The organism is Dinoroseobacter shibae DFL 12 = DSM 16493 (assembly GCF_000018145.1).
GTDB lineage: Bacteria > Pseudomonadota > Alphaproteobacteria > Rhodobacterales > Rhodobacteraceae > Dinoroseobacter > Dinoroseobacter shibae.
This window is the reverse complement of sequence record NC_009952.1, coordinates 2197623-2221387: the sequence shown is the minus strand read 5'-3', so window position 1 is coordinate 2221387 and position 23765 is coordinate 2197623. Positions and strand designations below refer to the sequence as shown.

Below are 23765 nucleotides of genomic sequence, written 5' to 3'. Positions count from 1 at the left end.
GCGTTCCTACACTATCTTGTAGTTCATGCGGGATGACGTGATGCCGAGAGCGCCCTTGAAGCCCATGCCAGCCGATGTCCTCGACACGATCCGGCAGCTTGCCGAACCGAAGCCCGCATCCAACCCGGACCACCCGCCGCCCCTGACCCTGACCGAGCCGATCGCGCCGCCGCCGCAGACCCGCGCGGCGCCAAGGCCCGCCCCGCGGGAGACCCCCTTCGTGGACCGTATCGTTACCCATCTCGCCCGACCGGAGGACGCGCCGTCCGGACCGCTGAGCCGTCCGCCGGACCTCGTCGCACAACAGGGTACCGACGACACGCGCTCCGAAGACGGCGAAGACGATGCGCGCCCCTGCACCCTGCTGCTGACCCCCGAATTCCAGATCCGGCCGCCGGAGCCCTGGCGCCTGCCACTGCGGGTCGATCCGCTGGCGGGGGAGGATTACGCCGAGGATTCCGACCTCGACCGGTTCCCGGCCCATGACGCGGTCTCCGCACTGCCTGAGATGTCCGAAGCCCTGCGCGCCGCGGTCGGCAAGACCATGCGGGCCGCCCTGGCCGAGGCCGGAATCAGCGCGGAGGCGCAGGCGCTCGATCATCTCGTGGATGCGGAGGGACGGATCGACACCGGGGCCCTGCGGCAGCTGGTGCGCGACATCGTCCGGCAAGAACTGCGCGCCGAGATCGACGCGCTGGTCGCACGCCGCCTCCAGTCCCTCGTGCGGACCGAGATCACCCGCAGCCTGGACGCCCGCGACCGCGATTGATCCCTGCCGCGCCGCCGATCACAGCTCCGGCACGGGCCGGGCCTGGGCCAGCACCGCGTCGAGATCCATATGGCTCTCCAGATGGGCGGCGAGTGCATCCAGCGTCTCCTCCACCTCCGTCTCGAAGCTGCGCGCGCTGACCGGCGCGCCCAGCCGCGTCAGCACCGCCGCCCGGAATGCATCCGACGCGAACAGCCCGTGCAGGTAGCAGCCGCGCACCCGGCCCGACGCGCTCACCGCCCCCTCGGCCCGGTCCCCGACCCGCAGCCAGGGTCGGGCGCAATCGGGCCCCGTGGTCTCACCCAGATGGATCTCGTAGCCCTCCAGCGCCGCGCCGCTCTCGACCTCCGTGGCCTGGGTCAGGCGCAGGTGCTTCTGCGGGCGCATCACGGTGGACACATCCAGCAGGCCGAGGCCCGGCACCTGCGTTGCGGCGCCCTCGATCCCCTCGGGGTCCGCGATGGTCCGGCCCAGCATCTGGTAGCCGCCGCAGACCCCGACCACATGCCCGCCACGCCGCACGATGGCCGCAAGGTCGATATCCCAGCCCTGGGCGCGGAAATGCGCCAGATCCGCGATGGTGGACTTGCTGCCGGGGATCAGCACCAGATCCGCGTCGAGCGGCAGGGGGCGCCCGGCCTCGATGATCTCGACGCTGAGGCCCGGCTCCGTGGCCAGCGGATCGAGATCGTCGAAATTGGCCAGCCGGTTGAGCCGTGGCACCACAACCTTGAACGCGCCGCCTCTTCGCGAGGCCACGTCCATCACGTCCTCGGCGGGCAGGCGCCAGGCGTCCGCGAACCACGGGATCACGCCCAGCGGGGTCCATCCCGTCCGCTCGGCAATCGCCGTGACGCCGTCGTCGAACAGTCGAACATCGCCGCGGAACTTGTTGACCGCAAATGCGGAAATGCGGTCGCGGTCGGGTGGCGGCAGGATCGCGTGGGTGCCCACCAGCTGCGCGATCACGCCGCCCCGGTCGATATCGCCCACCAGGATCACGGGGGCCTCCACCGCCTCGGCAAAGCCCATATTGGCGATGTCGCCCGCGCGCAGGTTGATCTCCGCCGGGCTGCCCGCGCCTTCGATCAGCACCAGTTCGGCCTCGGCTGCGAGCCGCCGGTAGCTGTCGACCGCCGGGGCCAGCAGCTGCGGCTTGGCCTTGGCGTAGTCCCGCGCGCGCAAGGTGGCGAAGCGCTGGCCCTGGACGATCACCTGCGCGCCGGTGTCGGTCTCGGGTTTCAGCAGGACGGGGTTCATGTGCACGCTGGGGGCCACGCCCGCCGCGCGGGCCTGCAGCGCCTGGGCGCGCCCGATCTCGCCCCCGTCGGCGGTGACCGCGGCGTTGTTGGACATGTTCTGCGGCTTGAAGGGGCGCACCACCAACCCGCGCCGGGTGAACGCCCGTGCGAGCCCCGCCACGATCATCGACTTGCCCACGTTGGAGCCCGCCCCCTGCACCATGATGGCTCGTGTCATGTCCCCTCCGCGTTTCGGCCCCGGCAGGAGTAGACCCGGCCCGGCCCCCGGGACAAGCCCGGATCGGCCCGCCGCCCGGTCAGCGCCCGGGAGGGGTGATGTCCCGCACGAAAAAACGCGTGCCCGACGGACACGCGTTAAATCGCGAAAACGGAAGGGGCGGGATCAGGCGGCTTTTGCCTGCTGCGCCGCGTTGCGACGCTCGCTCTCTTCGCGGGACAGGGCGACGGAGGTCCGCACGCCTTGCGCCACGAAATCCATGAGCCCGTTCACCACGCGCTCGTTCGGGTCGATGCCCGCGCAGGACAGGACTTCACGTCCATCGCGCGAACGCGCCCAGCGCGCAATCTGCTCCGGGCCGTTTCCGTATTTCTTGTCATCCGCAATTGCATCGTCCAGGGCGGCAAGCACAACGGCAGCGAAGAGTTTGCGCGCGCGCTGACCCTGTTCGTAGTTGAAAGCGGACGAGTCGACGAAGTCGGCCATGGGGTATCCTTGATTATTGCTCTTGTCTTTTAGGCGTAGCGCCGAATATGACGATTTCGCACCGATTCTGGGTTGCGTTTTTTCTATACCAGTTATGTTCCCTGTGCATAGCGTCGCCGTGGTTAACGCAACCTGATGCGGCTTGCTTCGGACACGTCCGCCAGATATAGGAGCGGCCACTCCTCGTTCAACCTTTTGCCATGGTTTCACCGCATGCCCAAGATCAACGGAAACGAAATACGCCCCGGCAATGTGCTGGAGCATAATGGCGGTTTGTGGGCCGCCGTGAAGGTCGATCACGTCAAGCCCGGCAAGGGCGGTGCGTTTGCCCAAGTTGAACTCCGCAACCTGCGTAACGGTTCCAAGCTCAACGAGCGGTTCCGCAGCGCCGACAAGGTGGAGCGGGTGCGGCTGGAGCAGAAGGACCAGCAATTCCTCTACGAGAGCGATGGAATGCTCGTGTTCATGGACAACGAGACCTACGAACAGATTGAACTGCCTGCAGAAATCCTGGGCGACCGGCGTCCGTTCCTGCAAGATGGCATGACGATCCAGATCGAGTATTACGAGTCCGAGGCGCTGAACGCGTCCCTGCCGCAGAAGGTCACCTGCAAGGTAATCGAGACCGAGCCGGTGGTGAAGGGGCAGACCGCGGCCAATTCGTTCAAGCCCGCGATCCTCGACAACGGGGTGAAGGTCATGGTGCCGCCTTTCGTGGGCCAGGACGAGGCGATCGTGGTGAACACCGAGACCATGGAATATTCCGAGCGCGCCTGAGCGAAATTTATTTCGCGCAACGCCCCGGCGGCGGCGCATTCCGAAAAACCCCGAAAAAGACCCAGGCGCGGTTTCGGCCAGCCGGGCCCCAAGGGCCGGATCGGGGCCTGAAACCTTCCCCGTGGGGAAGGTTTGCGCGGTGTCCTGTGCAATTCGATCAAGGTTCCCTCGGGTAAACCCGCCCGATTTCGCCCGATCAGCGAATCACCGTTGCGCAAATCGCCGAGGAGCGCGCGCCGGAAATTGCGTCTGGAAGCGGCGCGATCCGGTCTATCTTCTTGAGGGCAGGCGCGGGACAACCGTGGTCTGCCACCACAGGGAGGACTACATATGACATTCAGGAATACCTTCATCGCGGCGGGTCTGGCCGCGGCACTGGCCGGGGCCGCCTGGGCCGGGGACACGCCCGCCCCCGAAGGCGCGGCGGTCTATTTCGTCAACCTCGAAGACGGGGCCACGGTGTCCAGCCCGGTGACGGTGGTCTTCGGGCTCGAAGGGATGGGGGTGGCCCCCGCCGGGGTCGAGAACGAGGCCACGGGGCATCATCACCTGCTGCTCAACCGCCCGGCCCTGGGCGAGGGCCCGGACGGGGCGGAGGAGCTGCTCTACGGCATTCCGGCCGATGAGAACCACATCCATTTCGGCGGGGGGCAGACGCAAGTGACGCTCGACCTGCCGCCGGGGGAGCACACCATGCAGCTGGTGGTGGGGGACATGAACCACGTGCCCCATGATCCGCCGATCATGACCGAGGTGATCACGGTCACCGTCGAGTAAGCGACGGGCCGGGGCTCAGGGCGTCCAGGTGACGCGGGCGGCCCCGGCCTCCATCGGTCCGGTGGCGCGGTCGAAGCGCAGGTAGGCCAGCGCCCGGTCGCCGCTGCGGGTCCCGAGCACGCCGACGGGTTTGCCGCCTGCGGTAATTTCGTCGCCCGGAGCGGCCTCGCCCGCGACCGCGACCCGGGCGAGGCCCTTGCGCAGCTCGGTCTTGTGCTTCATCCGGGCGACGACCTCCTGGCCGACATAGCAGCCCTTCTTGAAATCGACGCCGTGCAGACGCTCGAACCCCATCTCGAGGATGTAGCTGTCATTTGGGATCAGTTCGGTCCCGGCCTCCGGCACAAGATGGGCGACGCGGAGCGCGTCCCAATCCGTCACCTCGGGCCCGCCCGCCACACCGTAGAGGCGCCAGCCGAGGGCCGGGTCGCGCGGGTCCGCCAAGGCGCCTTCGGGCGCGGGGCCGAGGCCGCGGGCGACGGGCATCTCGGTTTTCTCAAGCGTGACGTCGGCGCGCAGCTTGAACATGGTCAGCCGTTTGAGCAGGTCGGGCGCCAGCGCTTCGGGGGCGTCGAGCAGCAGGGCGTCATCCTGCGCGAGCACGAAAAAATCCGCCAGGTACTTGCCCTGGGGGCTGAGCAGAGCGGCGTAGACGAGGCCGTGCTCCAGCCCCTTGGCCAGATCGTTGGTGACCATGCCCTGCAGGAAATCGCGGGCGTCGCGGCCGGTCACGCGGATCACGGCGCGGGCCGGGGCGGCCTCGATCACGGGGTCGGTTGCGGGGCTGCTGTGGTCGGGCATTTCCCTCTCCCATTCAATCTGATCCTCACATATAGGTTTGGCGCCGGACCACAAGGGACCGGTTTTCGTCTGTTCCGCCCGGAGGGGCCATGCCCGCGCCCGTGTCGATCATCATGCCGGTTCTGAACGCCGAGCACGGGTTGCGCCGGTCGCTGCCGGCCCTGACCGAGGGGCTGGAGGCGGGGCTGATCGCGGAGCTGATCCTGTCCGATGGCGGCTCGAGCGATGCCACGGCGCGGGTGGCCGAGGCCGCGGGCGCGGTCTGGATCACCGGCGCGCCGGGGCGGGGCGGGCAGATCGCCCGCGGGGTGGCCGCGGCCAGGGCGCCGTGGCTGTTGATCCTGCATGCGGATACGGCCCTTGGGCCGGGTTGGAGCGGCGCGGTGATCGACGCGCTGCCGGAGGCCGGGCGCGCGCGCTACGGCGATTTGCGGTTCGACAGCGGGCATCCCATGGCGCGGGTCGTGGCGGGGTGGGCCAACCTGCGCACGCGGGCATTCGGGTTGCCCTATGGCGATCAGGGCTTGTTGATCCACCGGGATCTGCTGCGCGAGGTGGGGGGCATTCCGGATCTGCCGTTGATGGAGGATGTGGCCCTGGCGCGGGCCTTGCGCGGGCGGCTGGCGCCGCTGGGGGTGACGGTGTCGACCAGTGCGGCGCGGTACGAGCGGGAGGGCTGGCTGCGCCGGGGGGCGCGGAACCTGTCGCTGCTGGTGCGGTATCTGGGCGGGGCCGATCCCGCGCGGCTGGCGCGCGCCTATCGCGGGGCGTCGGGGCGGGATTGACCCTGCCGCGAGGCCGCCCTAGTCCTGTGCGGGTTGTTCAACGGAGCCTCCCATGAGCCCCCCGAAAAATCCCGTTAAAACTCCTGCGAAAAGCCCCTCGGTCAGCCTTGCCAACGGGCGCCCCTATCTTGCCATTCCCGGGCCCTCGGTCATTCCGGACCGGGTGTTGAAGGCGATGCACCGGCCCGCGCCCAACATCTATACCGGGGAGCTGGTCGAGATGGTTCACGGGATGGTGCCGGACCTGAAGGCGGTGGCGCGGTGTTCGGGGGACGTGGCGCTGTATGTCGCCAACGGGCACGGGGTCTGGGAGGCCGCGCTGGCCAATACCTGCGCGCGGGGCGACCGGGTTCTGGTGGTGGCCACGGGGATGTTCGCGCGCAACTGGGCAAACATGGCGACGGGGCTGGGCCTGGCGGTCGAGATCCTGGATTTCGGGGATCGGGGGACGTTCGATCCAGGCCTCGTGGAGGCGACCCTGCGCAGCGACACCCAAGGCACGATCAAGGCGGTGATGGCGGTGCAGGTGGATACCGCGACCTCGGTGCGCAACGACATCGCGGCCCTGCGCGCGGCGATGGATGCCTCGGGGCACGGGGCGTTGTTGATGGTGGATTGCATCGCGTGCCTGGCCTGCGACGACTTCCGCATGGACGAGTGGGGCGTCGACGTGATGATGACCGGCTGCCAGAAGGGGCTGATGACGCCGCCGGGCATGGGGTTCGTTTATTTCAACGAGAAGGCGTCGGAGGCGCGGGCGCGGCTGGAGCTGGTCAGCCCCTATTGGGACTGGACCACGCGGGTCTCGCCCGAGGCGTTCTACCAGTATTTCTACGGCACCGCACCGACGCATCACTTGTACGGCTTGCGCGAGGCGCTGACGATGATCCTGCACGAGGAGGGGTTGGAGCCGGTTCTGGCGCGTCATGCCGCCCTGGCGCGCGCTGTCTGGGCGGCGCTGGAGGCCTGGGGGCAGGGGCCGGGGGCGGGGCATGTCGAGATGAACGTCGCCGATCCGGCCTTGCGGAGCCATGCGGTCACCTGTGTGCGGATGCAGGCGCCCCATGCGACGGCCCTGCGCGACTGGGTGACCGCGCATGCGGGCCTGACCCTGGGCATCGGGTTGGGGATGGCGCCGCCGGGCGATCCGGCCTGGCACGGGTTTTTCCGTATCGGGCACATGGGCCATGTGAACGCGCATATGGTGCTGGGCGCACTTGGGGCGGTCGATGCGGGCCTGAAGGCGCTGGGCATCCCCCACGGCCCGGGCGCGCTGGAGGCGGCGGCAGGGGTGGTGGCCGAGGCTTAGTCGCGCGGCTTGATGCCGTTGCGGTGCAGCGGCTTGAGCTTGATCCACTGGTCGATCAGGTAGGCCGCCGCCAGCGCCGGGACGAAGCCGTAGAGCGCCCAGACGAAGCCCAGAACGCAGAAGAGCACGACCCCGAAGGCGACGAGGAAGGGCAGGGTGTAGTCCTGCACCCGGCCCGGGGGGCGGTTCTGCTGGGGCATCTGGTTCTGCATCGGGGCCTCCGTGCATGGCGTCTGCGGGAGAAGATAACTCAAAACCCCCGTGATCCCAGTTAGGATTTCGTGGGCCTTCGGCAGCGATCAGGGCTTTGTGGCGGCCGCGAGCGCATCCGGCAGGCGCTCTGCCAGTAGATCGAGCATCTCCGGCGTGCCGCAGGAGATGCGGATGCAGCGGTCCTGGGGGGCGACGAAGGGCATGCGGACGAAGATGTCCCGGGCGATCAGGGCCTCCAGGATGGCCTTGGCCCGCGCGCCGTCACCGCCGCAATCCAGCGTGACGAAATTGGTGGCCGAGGGTAGGGCGCGCAGGCCATGGGCCGCGCCGATCTCGGCGATCCGGGTGCGGGCGGCGGCGGTCTTGGCCACCACCTTCGCGAGGTGGTCGCTGTCCTGTAGCGCGGCGAGGGCCGCGGCTTGCGAGACGCGGCTCATGCCGAAATGGTTGCGCACCTTGCCGAAGGCGGAAATCAGCCCGGGCGCGGCGATGCCGTAGCCGACCCGCGCGCCGGCCAGTCCCCGGGCCTTGGAGAAGGTGCGCAGGCGGATGACGCGGGGGTCGTCCGGAGCGATCTCGGGGGCGGTGCCGTCGGGGGCAAGCTCGATATAGGCTTCGTCCAGCAGCAGAAGACAGCCGGGCGGCAGTGCGTCAATCATGTCGGTGATCACACCGGCGGCGTGCCAGCTGCCCATGGGGTTGTCGGGGTTGGCGAGATAGATCGCCTTGGCGTCCACCGCCCGGGCCATGTCCAGGAGCGCCTGCGGGTCCTCGTGGTCGTCGCGGTAAGGCACCGCATGGAGCGTGCCGCCGAAGCCCGCCACATGGTAGTTGAAGGTCGGATAAGCCCCGGCGGAGGTCACGACCGTATCGCCCGGCGCCACCAGCAGCCGCACGAGATAGCCCAGCAGCCCGTCGATGCCTTCGCCGACGATCACGTTCTCCATCCCGACCCGGTGATGGGCGGCCAGCGCCGCGCGCAGATCGTGACTTTCCGGGTCGCCATACATCCACGCGCCGGTCGCGGCCTCGGCCATGGCGGCCACGGCCCGGGGCGAGGGGCCAAAGGCGCTCTCGTTTGCGCCGAGCCGGGCGGCGAAGGGGCGGCCGCGGGCGCGTTCCTGGGTTTCGGGGCCGACGAAGGGGACCGTGGCGGGCAGGGACTGGGCGAGAGGGGTGAAGCGGGGGCCGGGCGTATGGGTCATGGTGCCGGATTAGCCTGCCGCGCGCCGTGCCGCAACGGGCCGCGGGTTGCGCGCGGGGCGTGAGTATTTGCGCGCAGAGGAAAGGGGCGCGTTAACCTTAAGGTTCCCGGGCCTGCGCGGGTGGGAGATCCGGTCTCGCGGCGGCTGCTGCGCGCGGTGTCTCGCGACGGTGCGAGGCCAGGTGCTCGGTTTGGCGCGCGTCCGGAACCGGGTGGGTTCTGCACCACCTTCAGGGGGAGGGGGTGCTGGTCACGTTCAAGTCTGCAAATATCCCTGCCGGAGGTGCCCAGGATTGCCACCGGGTGCGGCCGCGGGATTTCTTCGAAACCCGCTTTTCCGCACGCGGCGTCGTGCCTTCGGCAGACGCCGGGGTTTATCCGACTTCTTCGAGACGCTCCAGCGCGGCGCTGAGGGTGGCAAGCTCGGCTTCGCCAGCCGCGAGGCGTTCGCGGTTTTCCTCGACCACTTCGGCCGGGGCGGAGGCCACGAACTTCGCGTTCGACAGCCGCCCCCTGAGACCGCCCAGGTCTTTCTGGAGCTTGGCGAGGGTCTTGCCCAGCCGGTCCTTTTCGGCGCTGACGTCGATGATGTCCGCCAAAGGCAGGGCGAAGGTGCCGCCTTCGACCGGGATGGTCAGCGCGCCCTTGGGAGCCGTGTCTGCCTTGGTGATGCCTTCGATCCGGGCGAGCCGCTTGATCAGGGTTTCGTTATTGGCATAGGCGCGCTGTCCGGCCTCATCGAGCGCGACCTGCACCACGGGCACGTAGAGCCCCGCGGGCACCCGCATCTGGGCGCGCACGGAGCGCACGCTTTCGATCAGCGAGATCACCCAGTTCATTTCGCGGTCGGCGTCGGCGTCGACCAGGTCGGCCCCGTAACTCGGCCAGTCCGCATGCACGAGCATCTTGTCGCGCTGTCCGGTTGTGCCCCAGAGTTCTTCGGTGATGAAGGGCATGATCGGGTGCAGCAGGATGAAGCATTGGTCCAGCACCCAGGCCATGACGGCGCGGGTTTCCGCCTTCGTGGCGTCATCGCCATCGAGCAGGAGCGGTTTGGCGAATTCCACGTACCAGTCGCAGACCTTGCCCCAGACGAAGGCATAAAGCGCATTGGCGGCGTCGTTGAACTTGTACTCGGCCAGGGCGGTATCGACCGCCTCGCGCACTTTCGCGGTCTCGCCGATGATCCAGCGGTTCACGGTTTCGGTGCAGCCGGGGGGCATGGCGGATTGGGTGTGGGCGGTGAAGACCTCGTTCATCTCGGCAAAGCGAGTGGCGTTCCACAGCTTGGTGCCGAAATTGCGGTAGCCCTGCACCCGTTGGAGGTCGAGTTTCAACACGCCGCCCAGGCTGGCCATGGCCGCCGAGGAGAAGCGCAGCGCATCCGCACCGTACTCGTCGATGATCTCCAGCGGGTCGACCACGTTGCCCACGGATTTGGACATCTTCTTGCCCTTGGCGTCGCGCACGAGGCCGTGCAGGTAGACCTCGCGGAAGGGCACCTCGCCGGTGACGGCCAGTTGCATCATCATCATCCGCGCGACCCAGAAGAACAGGATGTCCTGGCCGGTCACGAGAGTGGAGGTGGGGAAATACTTGCGCAGCTCCTCGGTGTCCTCGGGCCAGCCCAGCGTGCCGATGGGCCAGAGCCCCGAGGAGAACCAGGTGTCGAGCACATCCGGGTCCTGCACCAACGGGATCGCGTCGGGCACCGCTTCGGCCCGTTGGGCCGCCGCCACCGCGTCGGTCATCGGATCGACCCGGCCATCGGTGGGGCCGCTGCCCGGGGTGCCGCGCGGGAAGGAGCGCACGATGATCACCTTGTCGGCGTCGGGCAGGGCGTAGTAGCCCGCGGCCTTGGCCCGGGCTTCGTCCACCGAGTGGGCGACGAAATGCACGGCATTGGCGGGATCGAAATCGAGGGTTTCGACCCCGTTCACCTCGACCCGGCGGGGACCGTACCAGACCGGGATCTGGTGGCCCCACCACAGCTGGCGGGAGATGCACCAGGGCTCGATGTTGTCGAGCCAGTGGTAATAGGTTTTTTCCCCGCTTTCGGGCAGGATCTTGACGGTGCCATTGCGCACGGCGTCGAGCGCGGGGCCGACGATCTGCTCGGCATCCACGAACCACTGGTCGGTGAGCATCGGTTCGATCACAACTTTCGAACGGTCGCCGAAGGGCTGCATGATCGGTTTGGACTCGACCAGGGGGAGGAAGGCCGGGACCTCCTCGGTCGCGGCCGCGCCCTCCTCGGTGGATGCGGCTGCGGCGGGGTTGGGGACCATGACGGCGAGGCCTTCGGCGGTGATCTGGTCAACCACCGCCTTGCGGGCTTCGAACCGGTCGAGTCCGCGCAGATCGTCGGGCACCAGGTTGAGGCTGTCGGCCTCGGCCTCGTCGAGCGTGCGGGTGCCTTCGGCGACTTCCATGGCGATGGCGGCGGCCTTGGCATAGGGGGCGCCGTCATCGCGCATCCGGGCCTTGGTGTCCATCAGCCGGTACATCGGGATGCCGCCGCGCTTGGCGACCTGGTAGTCGTTGAAGTCATGCGCGCCGGTGATCTTCACCGCGCCCGAGCCGAAGGTCGGGTCCGGGTATTCATCGGTGATGATCGGGATCAGGCGGCGGTGTTCCTTGGGTCCGACAGGGATTTCACAGAGCTTTCCGACGATTGGCGCGTAACGTTCATCCGATGGGTGCACCGCGACCGCGCCGTCGCCCAGCATGGTTTCGGGCCGGGTCGTGGCGATGGAGATGTAGTCGCGGGTCTCGCGCAGGGTGACGGTGCCGTCCGCGTCCTTCTCGACATATTCGTAGGTCTCGCCGCCTGCGAGCGGGTATTTGAAGTGCCACATATGACCCGGGGTCTCGATATTCTCGACCTCGAGATCGGAGATCGCGGTCTCGAAATGCGGGTCCCAGTTCACCAGCCGCTTGCCGCGGTAGATCAGGCCCTTGTCGTACATGTCGACGAAGACCTTGATGACCGCGTCGTGGAAATTCGGGCCGTTGCCCTTCTCGGGGTCGCCGTCGGCACCGCCCATGGTGAAGGCTTCGCGCGACCAGTCGCAGGAGGCGCCGATGCGCTTGAGCTGGCCGATGATGGTGCCGCGGGATTTGACCTTCTGTTCCCAGACGCGGGCGAGGAATTTCGCGCGGCCCATCTCGGCGCGGGTCGGCTCGCCGTTCGCGGCCATTTCGCGCTCGGTCACCATCTGCGTGGCGATCCCCGCGTGGTCCGTGCCCGGCTGCCAGAGCGTGTCGTAGCCCTGCATCCGTTTCCAGCGGATCAGGATGTCCTGGAGCGTGTTGTTGAACGCGTGCCCCATATGCAGAGAGCCCGTGACGTTGGGCGGCGGGATCATCACGCAGAAGGTCTCGTCCCGCGATGCGTTCGCGCCGGCCGCAAAGCATCCCTCCGCCTCCCACCGGGCATAGAGACGGGGTTCGGCCTCGGCGGCGTTGAAGGTTTTTTCCATGGGCATCGCGGTCATCCTTTGCACTTGGCCGAGGAGATAACGAAAGCCCGTGGAAAGGGAAAGGGGGCGGGCTGGACAGGGGCGCGCATGGGGCTAGAGTTCAGCGCGACAGAGCATGGGGAACATGATGGACAAGTTCGGGATCAGCCAATCGGCGGCGCGTATCGAAGATGTGCGGTTTCTGACCGGCGGTGGGCGGTATGTGGACGATATCGCTCCGGAGGGCGCGCTGTACGGGGCGGTGTTGCGCTCGGACGTGGCCCATGGGGAGATCACCGGGCTGGACACTTCGGCGGCGGCGGCGATGCCCGGTGTGGCGCTGGTGCTGACCGGGGAGGACTTGGCGGCGGCGGGCGTGCGGATGGACATGCAGGCCACGGTCCTGGCCAATCGTGACGGGTCCCGCGCGGCGGGGCCGAAGCGGCCCCTGCTGGCCCAGGGGCGCGTGCGTTTCGTGGGCGAGCCCGTCGCAATGGTATTCGCCGAGACATTGGCCCAGGCCCGGGACGCGGTGGAGGCGATCGCCCTGGAGATCGACGACCTGCCGGCCAAGATCGACCCGGTGCCGGGGGGCGCGACCCTCCACCCGGAGGCAGAGGACAACGTGGCCTTCGACTGGGCCTGCGGCGACGAGGCGGCGGTCGAGGCGGCCTTCGCCGCTGCCGCGCACCGGGTCGGGCTGGTGGTCGAGGACAACCGGATCATCGTGAATTCCATGGAGCCGCGCGGCTGTTATGCCGAGGTGACCGAGGGGCGTCTGCATCTGGCCCATAACGGCCAGGGCGTCTGGGCGATGAAGGGGCAGCTGTGCCGCAATCTCGGGCTGTCCCCCGAGGAGGTGCGCGTCACCAACCCGGATGTGGGCGGCGGGTTCGGGATGAAGGCGATGGCCTATCCGGAGTATTTCGTGGTGGCTCATGCAGCCCGGGTGCTGGGGCGTCCGTGCCGGTGGATGTCGGACCGGGGCGAGGCGATGCTGAGCGACAATGCGGGCCGCGACCTGGTCTCGGATGTGGAGCTGGCCTTTGACGAAGACCTGCGGCTGGTGGGGTTTCGGGCGGATGTGCTGAGCAATCTCGGCGCCTATAACTCCCAATTCGCGCAAGCGATCCAGACCAACCTGGCGATGAAGGTGATGACCGGCGTCTATGACGTGCAGCACGCCTATATGCGGGTGCGCGGCATCTATACCAACACCACGCAGGTGGATGCCTATCGCGGGGCCGGGCGGCCCGAGGCGATCTATACCCTGGAGCGGGCGATGGATCACGCGGCGCGGACCCTCGGCGTCGATCCGTGGGAGTTGCGCAAGCGATGCTTCATCGCGCCCGAGCAGATGCCCTATGCCGCGCCGTCGGGGGAGACCTATGACGTGGGCGAGTTCGCCCGGGTGCTGGACCGGGCCGCGGCGGAATCCGACCGCGCCGGGTTCGCCGCGCGCAAGGCGGCCAGTGCCGCGCAGGGGCGCTTGCGTGGGCAGGGGCTGTGTTACTACATCGAGGCCATTCTGGGCGATCCCAGCGAAGGCGCGAAGATGGTGTTCGAGGCGGACGGGACCGTCACGCTCTACGTGGGTACGCAGTCGAACGGGCAGGGGCACGAGACGGTGTTCGTGCAGGTTCTGCACGAGATGACCGGCATCCCGCCGGAGCGGATCCGCATCGTCCAGGGCGACAGCGATCTGATTGCCAAGGGGGGCGGCACCGGCGGGTCGCGGTCGGTCACGGTGCAGAGCCAGGCGACGCGCGCCATGGTGGACGTGGCCATTGCGGCCTTCGCGCCGTTCCTCGCCGACCGGATGGGCGTCGATCCTGCGCAGGTCACGTTCGAGGACGGATCGTTCCGGGCCGAGGGGTCCAACGTGGTGATGACCATGATCGAGGCGGCCGACGCCGCCCGGGCGGCGGGGGAAACCGCGCTCTTGACCCATGAGGCGGAGGCGACCCTGCCGGGCCGGTCCTTTCCCAATGGCGCCCATGTCTGCGAGGTGGAGATCGATCAGGAGACCGGCGTGGTCGCGGTGGACCGCTACACCGTGGTGGACGATTTCGGCGTGCTCATCAATCCGCGCCTGGCCGAGGGGCAGGTCCATGGCGGCGTGGTGCAGGGTATCGGGCAGGCGATCACCGAGCATGTGGTCTATGACGCGGATGGGCAGCTTCTGACCGCGAGCTTCATGGATTACGGCATGCCGCGGGCGGATGATGTGCCGATGATCGCCTTCTATACCGAGCCGGTGCCGTCGAAGAACAATGTGCTGGGTATGAAAGGCTGCGGCGAGGCCGGAACCGTGGGCGCGCTGGCGGCGGTGGCCAACGCGGTGCAGGATGCGGTCTGGGACCTGGGCCTGCGCAAGGTGGACATGCCCTTCACCCCGGCGCGGGTCTGGGAGATGCTGTCGGACCGCGTTCACGCGGCTGAGTAGGGGCGCGCCTGTGTTGTGGGCGAACGAATATGATCATGCTCCAGTTCATTGAAGGTGTCTTAAGTGGAGTTGGCCGTTTTCTAGCAGAGCGCGTTTGGAAACGCTTTTTCCCTAGTGATCGCAAAGACTGCAAGAGACCTGCAAAGATTGCAAAGTGGCGAGCAAAGCCTGATTACAATATAAACCAGGCGGCGTTTCTTTGGTGTGGTTGGGAGCCTTCCGTTCGTGAAGACTGCGTCACATATGCCGAAAATGACAGCGCGGTTTTCAAATTTATCCGCCGGAAGTGTATCACTCTGATTGGTGAGGGCCCGACGGAGGAGTTCCAACCTCTTGACGCGGTAGAGCGAACGGTGTGCCAAGATTGGCCGGGGTATGGCCTTTCGATGACACGCCGAGATTGGCAGCGGTTTGCGCTTTACATGGAAGAATTGGAAAAACTTAAATACCCGGACTTTCTTAAACCACGTCCGAAATCGTTTGTCGGCGACTAGAATTTTCATTGCGTCATACACTGGACGTAAAAACGGCGCTCCGAAGAGCGCCGTTCGCCTTGGTCGAAGACCCGTCGTTTAAGCGGCGCGGCGCTTGCGCCGGGCCAGGCCGAGACCCGCGATCCCGGCGCCCAGCAGCAGAACGCTCGCCGGCAGCGGCACGGGCGCGGTGGCCTCGTAGCCCTTCACCAGGAAGGCCAGACGGCCATTCGGCGACTTGTCCCAGGCGCCTGCATCCCAGTCGAACACGAAGGTCCCCGACAGCGAGGTGATCGGTTCGCCGCTGTCGAGCGCGAAAATGACGCCGGTTTCGCCGGAATTGCTCAGGTCGTCGAAGATCGAGACGGACTGGGCCATGCCATTGGCCTCGGTCACCGAGATATCTACCGACGTGCCGGTGGGGTTGGTTTCGTCGAAGATGAACCCGCGACCCCGCTTGGTGTCTTCCCGGTTCAGCGCCTTGGCCACAAGCTTCACCGCGCCCAGATCCCCGATCAGCACGTCATTGGACGAGGTGATGAGCCCGGTCCCGTCGCTCACCGTATAATCCAGGATGCCGGTGGTGGAGTTGTAACCCAGCGTCCAGTTGTATGTCTGGCCGTTCACCCAGGTGACGTCCTGCGAGTCGTTGTCGTCCCCCGTGTGCTCGTCCGAGCGCACGAAGACGTCCTTGCCGCCGGTTTTGCCGGAACTGGGTGTCTGATCGACCTTGGTTTCGACATTGAAGAGCTTGTCGCCGACGGGATCGGTCAGCGTCACAAGGGTGGCCGCCGATACCATGGCGGGAGCAAGCGCCAGCGCGGCGCAAGTGCAGAACAGGATTTTCATTGGAGCCTCAACTCGGGTTCACCATTACTGGATCGTTGGCTACTGCGCGTGGTCCGAGTCGTCAATCGGCGGGCGGAGGAGGGCTATGGGAGCGTCTTGCAGAGCACGGGTCGCTTGGGCCGGGGGCGAGGTTTGCCTTTTCGGTGGAATAGATATAAAAATCAAGGGCTTGATTGGGATCATGCTTGAAACCTTGGCAGGGGTCGGGATCGGGTGGCCGGGCAGGTCGCGTCCATAACGTTGCGTCATCGATTTGTAGGCCTGTGGGGGGAGTGTTTTGGGTTCGAATGAATTGTGCCCAGTGTCAGAACAATTCCCGGGCGCCACGGGGACGTGAAACAGGTTTGATTTACACATTTGCGATAAGTTCGGGATACTATGAGCATGAGTACCCGGACCTGACCCATGGCGGCCCCTTCCGTCCATACCCCCACCGACCACATCGTCATTCTCGATGGGACGATGTCGTCGCTCATGCCCGGGCGGGAGACGAATGCGGGGCTGGCCTACAAGCTGATCCGGGACCGGCGGGACCCCCATGTCACCCTGTTCTACGAGCCCGGCATCCAGTGGCAGGGCTGGCGCCGCAGCATCGAGGTGATCGCGGGGATCGGCATCAACCGGCAGATCCGCCGGGCCTACCGGTTTCTCGCCCATCGCTACCGGCCCGGGGATCGGATCTTCCTGCTGGGCTATTCGCGGGGGGCCTATGCGGTGCGGTCGCTGGCCGGGGTGATCGACCAAATGGGCCTGCTGCGCCCGGAGGCGGCGACCGATGCCCGGGTGGGCCAGCTCTATCGCTATTACCAGGAGCGGCGGGGCAGCCGTTGGGCGGCGAAATTCGCTGCCCGCTATTGCCACCGGGACGTGCCGATCGAGATGATCGGGGCCTGGGATACGGTCAAGGCGCTGGGCATCCGCGCGCCGGTTCTGTGGCGGCTGGCCCCCATGGCGACCGAGTTCCATTCCGACCAGCTGAGCGCGTCGGTCAGGCACGGGTTCCACGCGCTGGCGCTGAACGAGCGGCGGTTGGCTTTCGCGCCGGTGCTGTGGACCTGTCCGCCAGGCTGGAACGGGCATGTGGAGCAGGTCTGGTTCCGCGGCACCCATGGCGATATCGGCGGGCAGCTTGCGGGCTTTGCCCCGGCGCGTCCGCTGGCGAATATTCCGCTGGTCTGGATACTGGAGCAGGCGGAGAGTTGCGGGCTGCGCCTGCCGGACCGGTGGCAGGACCGGTTCCCGCGCGACGCCGCGGCGCCCTCGATGGGGTCCTGGCGGCGTTGGGGTAAGCTGTTCTTGCTGCGCGGCGCGCGCAAGGTCGGTTTGGACCGGTCCGAGAGCCTGCACGAGTCGGTTCCCCGCATTCCGAAGATCCCGTTTCTGCGGCGCGCGACGCAAGGGCTGTGGACCATGCCGCGGGGGGATCTTCCGCGGCTGCGTGCCCGGCTGCGCCTTCCGCGGCGTGGCGCCCGGTCCTGACAAGGTCCGCCGGATCCGGCGCAAGGGGTGGTGCGCGCGGGGCGGCGTAGTGCGCCGCGCGAGGAGCGGCGCGTGCTGGCGCGGGCGGGCTCAGCCGTTCAGGATCAGGCAGGTCGTCGTGCCGGTGGCATAGAGTTTGCCATCGGCCAGGCCGCGGATCTCGCCATGGGCCACGGCGGTGGTCCGGCCCCCGTGATCGACGACCCCTTCGGCGGCGATCCGGGTGCCCGGTGGCAGGGCGCGGGTGATGTTGATCTTGTACTCCAGCGTCGTGTAGAGGCGGCCCTTCGGCACGGTTGTCATCACCGCGCAGCCCATCGCGCTATCGAGCAGGGTGCCGTACCAGCCGCCATGGACCCCGCCCATGGGGTTGCAATGCGCCGGATCGGGCGTGCCGGTGAACACCACGCGGCCCGGAGCGACTTCGGTCAGACGGTAGCCTAGCGTTTCTGCCATGGGAGGACTTGGTAGTTTGCCTGACAGCACTGCCTGCATGAATGCAAGGCCCGTCACTGCCTTCAGGTCATCTAATGTCGAGGGGATGAAGGGTTCTGACACAACCTATCCAGTTGAAAGAACAGCAGTTTCAGTGCTTTATGACCGATTCTCGGGCGTATTGTAAGCATAAGTTGACGTAAATCAATTCTTCTCGAATCGGAAATAATGACCCAATATTGGTAAGTTCATCAGACCACTTTGGGAGGAAAACATGAAATCACTACTCGGGTCCGTGGCGCTGTGCGTCGCGGCGACCGGCGTCGCGCACGCGCAGGACAACATGGAAAAATTGTCCAACATGCAGAAAACCGGCGCGACATTCACCTTCATCGATCAGGGCGGCGACCGGGCCGAGGCGCTGCGCAACATCATCCAGCACATCAACGTGCCCGACGGCTTCGAGGTCAGCCTCTATGCGGTTGTGCCCGATGCCCGCTCGATGTCCATGGCGCCCCAGGGCACCGTCCTGTTCGCCGGCACGCGCAAGGACAAGGTCTGGTCCATCGTCGACCGGGATCGCGACAGGGTCGCCGATGAGGTCAAGGACTTCGCGCCTTCGGTCACCTTCGACATCCCCAACGGGCCGTGTTTCTCGCCGGACGGGTTCCTGTACATCGCCGAGCGGAACCGCATCCTGGTCTTCCCGGCTGCCGAGTTCTTCTTCGAGAGTCCGGATATCGCCGTGGGCACCGTGGTGCCGCAGGGCGAGTTGATCCCGGTCGAGGAAGAGAGCTTCAACCACTCCGCCCGGGTGTGCGACATCGGCCCGGACGGCAAGCTTTATGTCTCGCTCGGCCAGCCGCACAACGTGCAGCCGCTGGACAAGATCGAGATGTATGACGAGATCGGCATCGGCGGCATCATCCGGATGAACACCGACGGCTCAGAGCGCGAGGTCTATACCCGCGGCGTGCGCAACTCGGTCGGGCAGGATTTCAACCCGGCGACGGGTGAGTTGTGGTGGACCGACAACCAGGTCGACGGGATGGGCGACGATATCCCGCCGGGCGAGTTGAACCGGCAGACCGAGGCGGGTCAGCATTTCGGCTTCCCCTGGACCAATGCCCGGGTCGAGATCGTCTCGGAGGCGGATTTCCCCCGGCCCGAGGGGGTGACCTTTGTCGAGCCGCAACTTGAGCTGACCGCCCATGCGGCGGATCTGGGCATGCGGTTCTACCACGACAGCAGCTTCCCCGAGGCGTATCATGGGGGCATCTTCTGGGCGCAGCACGGGTCCTGGAACCGCACCACGCCGGTGGGCGCCCGGGTGATGTTCACTGCCCTCGATCCCGAAACCGGGGATGCGGTGGGCGCGGAGGTATTCGCCGATGGCTGGCTGAACGAAGAGACCGGCGAGTATCGCGGGCGTCCGATGGACATCGAATTCCTGCCCGATGGCTCGATGCTGGTCTCGGATGACTTCGCCGGGGCGATCTGGCGGATCGCCTATGTTGGGATGCCCGCCGAATGAGGCAGGCCCTGATCACGGTTCTCGGCGGGCTGATGCTCGCCGGGGGCGCCCCGGCACCGGCGGTCGCGGATGACCCGGTCGCGGGGCGCAAGATCGCCAATATGTGCCGCACCTGTCACGGGTTGGACGGGATGGCGGCGATCCCCATCGCGCCCCATATCGGCGGGGAGCCGGAGGAGTACCTGGAGGCGCAGTTGATGGCCTTCAAGACCGGCGCGCGGGTCCACGAGATGATGAGCGTGGTCACCGCGGGGCTCAGCGCGCAGCAGATCTCGGACGTGGCGGCCTGGTATGCGGCCCATGCGGCGCGCGCCACGCTGCCCGAGGGCGTGCAGGCGGAGGATGCGCCGCAGGCCTGCGTGTCCTGCCATGGCGCGAACGGGATCTCGCAGCTGTTGGACGCGCCGAACCTGGCGGGAGAGACGAACATCTACATCGACACCCAGCTCAAGGCGTACAAACGAGGCCAGCGCCAGCATGACATCATGTCGGAGGTGGCCGCGGAGCTGTCCGATGCCGAGATCCGGGAGATCGCCGATTGGTACGCCGCGATCACGCTCGAGATCGAGATGGCGGAATAGGAAGACGCGCGCCGGGGCGGGGGGAGGCCCGCCCGCGACCTGCGCGGGATATCGGGTCGGGGTCGCTCAGGCCGCGACTTCGGCGAGCCCGGCCTTGGGCGTCACGCCGAGGGCCGCGCAGACCTCCCGGGTCAATTCGGGCTTGTTGAGCGTGTAGAAATGCAGGTCCTCGACCCCGCCCTCGCGCAACTCGGTGCACAGCTCGGTGGTCAATGCGATGGACAGAAGGTCCTCGCGACCATCCCGGATGGCCGCGGCATAAGCCTCGTCGAGCCAGGCGGGCACCTTGGTGCCGCAGCGCAGGGCGAACTGGCGCGCCCGTGTCCAATTCTCGATCGGGATGATGCCCGGGATGATGGGCGCGTCGATCCCCGCCTTGGCGCAGCGATCGCGGAAGCGGAAGAACGTCTCGGCCTCGAAGAAGAACTGGGTGATCGCCGAGTGGGCGCCCGCGTCGATCTTGCGCTTGAGGTAGTCGACATCCGCGTCGGCACTCGCGGCTTCCGGGTGTTGGTCCGGGTAGGCCCCCACGCGCAGGGTGAACTTGCCCGTGGCGGCCAGCGCCTCGATCAGCTCGACCGAGCTGGCAAAGCCGTCTTGGGCCGCGGTGAAGCGGTCGGCACCCTTGGGCGGGTCGCCGCGCAGGGCGACGATCTCGGTCACACCCGCCGCGGCGTAGCCCTCGGCGATCTCCAGGGTCTCGGCGCGGGTCGCCTCGACGCAGGTCAGGTGCGCGGCCACGTTCAGCCCGTAGTTCTGCCCGATCGTGGCCACCGCGTCATGGGTCAGCTTGCGGGTCGTGCCCCCCGCACCGTAGGTGACGGAGACGAAGCTCGGGTCGAGCGGAGCAAGGGTCCGGACCGTATCCCACAGCCGGAAGGAGGCTGCGATGGACTGGGGCGGGAAGAATTCGAAAGACACGCGCGGTGCGGACATGGGGATTTCCTGATTTGGCTGACCGGATGTTTCCCATACTTGCCAAACTGAGACAATTTCATAATCTTCAAGATGAACATGAAGGCGGCTCAGGTCATGCATCTGGAATTTCGACATCTGCGCACGGTCAAGGCGATCCACGAGGCCGGAGGTCTGGCCAAGGCGGCCGATCAGCTCAACATCACGCAATCGGCCTTGTCCCATCAGATCAAGGGGTTGGAGGACCAGGCGGGGCTGGAGCTGTTCGTGCGCCGCTCCAAGCCGCTGAAGCTGTCGGCGGCGGGCATGCGGCTGTTGCGGCTGGCCGAGCAGGTGCTGCCCCAGGTCGCCGCGCTGGAGGAAGAGTTCCGCGGGATCAAGGCGGGCAAGACCGGGCGGCTGCATATCGCCATCGAATGCCACGCCTGTTACGAGTGGCTGTTTCCGGTGCTGGAGCAGTTCCGCAAGGCCTGGCCGGACGTGGATGTGGACATCCGCCCGGGGCTGCAATTCCAGGCGCTGCCCGCCTTGCAGCGCGAAGAGGTGGACCTGGTGATCTCGTCGGATCCGGAAGAGTTGCCGGGCGTCGATTTCACCCCGCTCTTCGACTACGAGCCCGTGTTCGTCGCGTCCGCCGCCCATCCGCTGGCGGCCAAACCCTTTGTCGAGGCAGAGGATTTCCGCGACGAGCTGCTGATCACCTACCCGGTGGATCGCGCCCGGCTCGACGTGTTCTCCGAACTGCTGATCCCGGCGCGGATCGAGCCGCGCGCGGTCCGGCAGGTGGAGCTGACGGCGGTGATCCTTCTGCTGGTGGCGTCCAATCGGGGGGTCGCGGTGCTGCCCGACTGGGTGGTGCGGGAGGTGCGCTACAATTCGGACTATGTCACGCGGCCGCTGACGGAGAGCGGCGTGACCAAGCGGCTCTATGCGGCCACGCGCGACACCGAGACCACGCTGCCCTTCATGTCCCATGTCATCCGGCTGGCGAGAACCGAGCCGATCAAGCTGCAACGGTCCGGGACCGCCGAAGAACCGCAAAGCGCCTGAGCCCCGCGCGCGGCAAAGCCTCTTCATCTGTGCCGAAATTCTCCGGGGGAGACGCGCGCAGCGCGGCGGGGGCAGCGCCCCAACCGGACCCTCAGCCCAGTGCGGCGATGATCCCGGTGAAATCCGCCGCCTTCAGGGATGCGCCGCCCACAAGCGCCCCGTCCACGTTGGACACGGCGAAGATCTCGGCGGCGATGCCGGGTTTGACCGAGCCGCCATAGAGCAGCCGTACCGACCGCCCCACGCCTTCGCCGAAACGTTGTTCCAGTCGCGCGCGGATGAAATCATGCACCTCGCCGATCTGGTCGACGCTGGGCACCCGGCCCGTGCCGATGGCCCAGACCGGCTCATAGGCCACCACGAGATTGGCACCCGTGGCGGTATCGGGGATGGAGCCCGCCAGTTGCCCGCCGATGATCGCCAGCGTGTTGGCGGCATCGCGTTCGGCCTCGGTCTCGCCCACGCAGACGATGGCGGTCAGCCCGGCTTGCCAGGCCGCGAGCGTCTGGGCGCGCACATCCGCGTCGCGCTCGCCGTCGTCCTGGCGCCGTTCGGAATGCCCCACGATCACGTAGCTGGCCCCGGCATCGCGCAGCATCGGCGCCGAGACATGGCCCGTATGGGCGCCCGAGGGGGCGGGATGGCAATACTGCCCGCCGATCTGCAGGGCGGTGCCCTCGGCCTGCGCCGCCATGGGCGCCAGGAGCGTCGCGGGCGGGCAGAGCAGGACCTCGGGTCCGTCCGCAGCGGCCGCGGCCGTGATCGCCTCCGCTTCCGCGAGGGCCGCGCGCAGCCCGTTCATCTTCCAGTTTCCCGCCGCCAGTTTCCGCCGCATGGCCTGTCCTCTCGTCGCGTTTCGTTGCCCAATGGATACGCGGGTTGGGCGGGCGGTGCATCCGCTTTCTGGCGCGGCATGGCCGGTTCGGTCTGCTTGAAGATGCGGCACCCGGCCGCCATCCCGCGGCGATCCCGGCGCGGCGCGGCGGCAAAAGCGGACAGAGGCCCGTGCGGCCCTATATGGACAAGGTATCCCGGTTTACCCTGGTCTGCCCCGCAGGCCCGCGCCCGACAGGAGGTTCGCCCATGCGCTGCATCTCTCTTTTCGCCGCCGCTCTCGCTGCCATGGGGCTTGCCGCCCCGGCAGAGGCCCAGGCCCGCAAGCCCAGCCATTGCATCGCCATCGCGGATGCTGCGCCGGGGATCGAGTACATTCAGAAGGCCAGTTTCGGACAGCCCCTGCAGGAGTTCACCGTGCGGCTGAGCTATATCGCCCATGCCAGCTTCCTGCTGGAGGGGCCGGAGGGCTTCTCGGCGGTCACCGATTACACCGGGTTTCTGGGCAACACGGATTTCTTTCCCGATGTGGTCACGATGAACAACGCCCATTCGACCCATTGGACCGACACCCCGGACCCGCGCATTCCCCACGTTTTGCCCGGATGGAACCCCAACGGCGCCAATCCGATCGAGCATTACCTGGAACTGGGCGAGGTGCTTGTGCGGAATGTGCCCACGGATGTGCGCTCGGGCTTCGGCACGGTGAGCGCGCCCCTGGGCAACTCGATCTTCGTGTTCGAAATTGCAGGGCTCTGCATCGGGCATCTGGGGCACCTGCATCACGCGCTCAACGATCGGCAATTCGCGGCGCTGGGCCGGCTCGACGTGGTGATGGCACCGGTCGACGGCGGCTATACGGTGCCGCAGGAGGTGATGATCGACCTGCTCAAGCGGCTGCGGTCCTCGGTCATCATTCCGATGCACTGGTTCGGGGACTTCACCCTGGAGAAGTTCCTGGACGGCATGGCCGATGAGTTCCGCATCGACCGGCGGGAGGAGAATTTCATCGAGGTCTCGCTCCGCAGCCTGCCGTCGGAGCCGACGGTGGTGGTGCTGCGCCCGGCCTGGCTGCGCGACGACGGCTGAGCTTGACCCGCCGGGGCGC

The 23765-nt window shown here is 67.1% G+C and carries 22 protein-coding genes; 12 read left to right on the top strand and 10 right to left on the bottom strand.

All coding sequences use genetic code 11. From position 1 onward, the window contains the following. Positions 1-40: 40 nt before the first annotated feature. Positions 41-769: a hypothetical protein gene (locus DSHI_RS10670; protein ID WP_012178767.1), complete on the top strand. Its 729-nt coding sequence runs from the start codon at positions 41-43 to the stop codon at positions 767-769. Between the two features lie 18 nt (positions 770-787). On the opposite strand, the gene DSHI_RS10665 is transcribed toward DSHI_RS10670, so the two are convergent. Further along, on the bottom strand, positions 788-2248 hold the full coding sequence (locus DSHI_RS10665; protein WP_012178766.1) for a cobyric acid synthase: 1461 nt from the start codon (positions 2246-2248) through the stop codon (positions 788-790). A 165-nt stretch (positions 2249-2413) separates the two neighbouring features. Next, a complete protein-coding gene (locus DSHI_RS10660; protein ID WP_012178765.1) occupies positions 2414-2734 on the bottom strand; it encodes a DUF6280 family protein in 321 nt (106 codons plus the stop codon). Between the two features lie 213 nt (positions 2735-2947). On the opposite strand from DSHI_RS10660, the gene efp reads away from it, so the two are divergent. Both efp and DSHI_RS10650 read left to right on the top strand, forming a co-directional pair. Then, the gene (gene efp, locus DSHI_RS10655; RefSeq protein ID WP_044027775.1) at positions 2948-3511 is read left to right on the top strand and encodes an elongation factor P; all 564 of its coding nucleotides are present in this window, start codon (positions 2948-2950) and stop codon (positions 3509-3511) included. A gap of 330 nt (positions 3512-3841) precedes the next feature. Beyond that, the gene (locus tag DSHI_RS10650) at positions 3842-4288 is read left to right on the top strand and encodes a DUF4399 domain-containing protein (RefSeq protein ID WP_012178763.1); all 447 of its coding nucleotides are present in this window, start codon (positions 3842-3844) and stop codon (positions 4286-4288) included. Between the two features lie 15 nt (positions 4289-4303). Here the strand turns inward: DSHI_RS10650 and ygfZ are convergent, their stop codons facing one another. Next, positions 4304-5089, bottom strand: coding sequence for a CAF17-like 4Fe-4S cluster assembly/insertion protein YgfZ (ygfZ, locus tag DSHI_RS10645; protein WP_012178762.1), 786 nt, complete (start codon positions 5087-5089; stop codon positions 4304-4306). 89 nt (positions 5090-5178) lie between these two features. Here ygfZ and DSHI_RS10640 point away from each other — a divergent pair, with 89 nt between their 5' ends. After that, a complete protein-coding gene (locus DSHI_RS10640; RefSeq protein WP_012178761.1) occupies positions 5179-5874 on the top strand; it encodes a TIGR04283 family arsenosugar biosynthesis glycosyltransferase in 696 nt (231 codons plus the stop codon). Positions 5875-5926: 52 nt separating this feature from the next. Continuing rightward, positions 5927-7183, top strand: coding sequence for a pyridoxal-phosphate-dependent aminotransferase family protein (locus DSHI_RS10635; RefSeq protein WP_012178760.1), 1257 nt, complete (start codon positions 5927-5929; stop codon positions 7181-7183). On the opposite strand, the gene DSHI_RS10630 is transcribed toward DSHI_RS10635, so the two are convergent. The 3 genes from DSHI_RS10630 to DSHI_RS10620 all read right to left on the bottom strand — a co-directional run bounded on the left by DSHI_RS10630 (position 7180) and on the right by DSHI_RS10620 (position 12088). Next, the gene (locus DSHI_RS10630) at positions 7180-7395 is read right to left on the bottom strand and encodes a hypothetical protein (RefSeq protein WP_012178759.1); all 216 of its coding nucleotides are present in this window, start codon (positions 7393-7395) and stop codon (positions 7180-7182) included. The two genes, DSHI_RS10635 and DSHI_RS10630, sit on opposite strands and share 4 nt — an antisense overlap. A gap of 87 nt (positions 7396-7482) precedes the next feature. Next, positions 7483-8601 carry a pyridoxal phosphate-dependent aminotransferase gene (locus DSHI_RS10625; RefSeq protein ID WP_012178758.1) on the bottom strand — a complete coding sequence of 373 codons (1119 nt, stop codon included), beginning with the start codon at positions 8599-8601 and terminating at the stop codon, positions 7483-7485. A 373-nt stretch (positions 8602-8974) separates the two neighbouring features. Then, complete coding sequence (locus tag DSHI_RS10620) at positions 8975-12088, bottom strand: valine--tRNA ligase (RefSeq protein ID WP_012178757.1); 3114 nt, start codon at positions 12086-12088, stop codon at positions 8975-8977. 121 nt (positions 12089-12209) lie between these two features. On the opposite strand from DSHI_RS10620, the gene DSHI_RS10615 reads away from it, so the two are divergent. Continuing rightward, complete coding sequence (locus DSHI_RS10615; RefSeq protein ID WP_012178756.1) at positions 12210-14507, top strand: xanthine dehydrogenase family protein molybdopterin-binding subunit; 2298 nt, start codon at positions 12210-12212, stop codon at positions 14505-14507. Between the two features lie 35 nt (positions 14508-14542). Further along, positions 14543-15001 carry a hypothetical protein gene (locus DSHI_RS22315; protein WP_157865315.1) on the top strand — a complete coding sequence of 153 codons (459 nt, stop codon included), beginning with the start codon at positions 14543-14545 and terminating at the stop codon, positions 14999-15001. Positions 15002-15079: 78 nt separating this feature from the next. Here the strand turns inward: DSHI_RS22315 and DSHI_RS10610 are convergent, their stop codons facing one another. Beyond that, positions 15080-15829, bottom strand: coding sequence for a VPLPA-CTERM sorting domain-containing protein (locus DSHI_RS10610; protein WP_012178755.1), 750 nt, complete (start codon positions 15827-15829; stop codon positions 15080-15082). 405 nt (positions 15830-16234) lie between these two features. Here DSHI_RS10610 and DSHI_RS10605 point away from each other — a divergent pair, with 405 nt between their 5' ends. Then, on the top strand, positions 16235-17308 hold the full coding sequence (locus DSHI_RS10605; RefSeq protein ID WP_012178754.1) for a DUF2235 domain-containing protein: 1074 nt from the start codon (positions 16235-16237) through the stop codon (positions 17306-17308). Positions 17309-17398: 90 nt separating this feature from the next. Here DSHI_RS10605 and DSHI_RS10600 read toward each other — a convergent pair whose 3' ends face one another. Further along, a complete protein-coding gene (locus DSHI_RS10600; protein WP_012178753.1) occupies positions 17399-17866 on the bottom strand; it encodes a PaaI family thioesterase in 468 nt (155 codons plus the stop codon). Positions 17867-18017: 151 nt separating this feature from the next. Between DSHI_RS10600 and DSHI_RS10595 the strand changes: the two genes are divergently transcribed. Together DSHI_RS10595 and DSHI_RS10590 are read left to right on the top strand one after the other, a co-directional pair. Then, entirely contained in the window at positions 18018-19277 is a 1260-nt protein-coding gene (locus DSHI_RS10595; RefSeq protein WP_012178752.1) for a PQQ-dependent sugar dehydrogenase, read from the top strand. Beyond that, positions 19274-19858 carry a c-type cytochrome gene (locus DSHI_RS10590; RefSeq protein WP_012178751.1) on the top strand — a complete coding sequence of 195 codons (585 nt, stop codon included), beginning with the start codon at positions 19274-19276 and terminating at the stop codon, positions 19856-19858. Before DSHI_RS10595 ends, DSHI_RS10590 begins: the two co-directional genes overlap by 4 nt. Before the next feature lie 66 nt (positions 19859-19924). Here DSHI_RS10590 and metF read toward each other — a convergent pair whose 3' ends face one another. Next, positions 19925-20794 (bottom strand): methylenetetrahydrofolate reductase [NAD(P)H], encoded by an 870-nt coding sequence (gene metF / locus DSHI_RS10585; protein ID WP_012178750.1) that lies wholly within the window; start codon positions 20792-20794, stop codon positions 19925-19927. Positions 20795-20890: 96 nt separating this feature from the next. Between metF and DSHI_RS10580 the strand changes: the two genes are divergently transcribed. After that, complete coding sequence (locus tag DSHI_RS10580; RefSeq protein WP_044028675.1) at positions 20891-21823, top strand: LysR family transcriptional regulator; 933 nt, start codon at positions 20891-20893, stop codon at positions 21821-21823. Positions 21824-21914: 91 nt separating this feature from the next. Here DSHI_RS10580 and tpiA read toward each other — a convergent pair whose 3' ends face one another. Continuing rightward, positions 21915-22658, bottom strand: coding sequence for a triose-phosphate isomerase (gene tpiA / locus DSHI_RS10575; RefSeq protein WP_012178748.1), 744 nt, complete (start codon positions 22656-22658; stop codon positions 21915-21917). Positions 22659-22906: 248 nt separating this feature from the next. Here tpiA and DSHI_RS10570 point away from each other — a divergent pair, with 248 nt between their 5' ends. After that, a complete protein-coding gene (locus DSHI_RS10570) occupies positions 22907-23746 on the top strand; it encodes an MBL fold metallo-hydrolase (RefSeq protein WP_012178747.1) in 840 nt (279 codons plus the stop codon). Positions 23747-23765: the final 19 nt, after the last annotated feature.